Annotated in this window: 1 rRNA gene; it reads left to right on the top strand. The window is 47.9% G+C overall.

Features of this window, described 5'->3' with window-relative positions:
• A 23S ribosomal RNA gene (locus tag CF599_RS19425) occupies nucleotides 1-313 on the top strand; the annotation flags it as partial.

The raw sequence follows: 313 nt of genomic DNA, 5'->3' as shown, positions 1-313 counted from the left end.
TGTAGTATCGGTGAAGATGCCGATTACCCGCAGTGGGACGAAAAGACCCTGTGCACCTTTACTATAGCTTAGTATTGTTCTTGGATAAGTGATGTGTAGGATAGGTGGGAGACTGTGAAATGGCGTCGCTAGGCGTTGTGGAGTCATTGTTGAAATACCACCCTTTGCTTATTTGAGATCTAACTCCTTAGTAGGGAGGACATTGCTTGGTGGGTAGTTTGACTGGGGTGGTCGCCTCCAAAAGAGTAACGGAGGCTTCTAAAGGTTCCCTCAGCACGCTTGGTAACCGTGCGTAGAGTGCAATGGTATAAGG

The organism is Myroides sp. N17-2 (assembly GCF_002286775.1).
GTDB lineage: Bacteria > Bacteroidota > Bacteroidia > Flavobacteriales > Flavobacteriaceae > Flavobacterium.
This window is presented reverse-complemented; position numbering and strand designations above follow the sequence as displayed.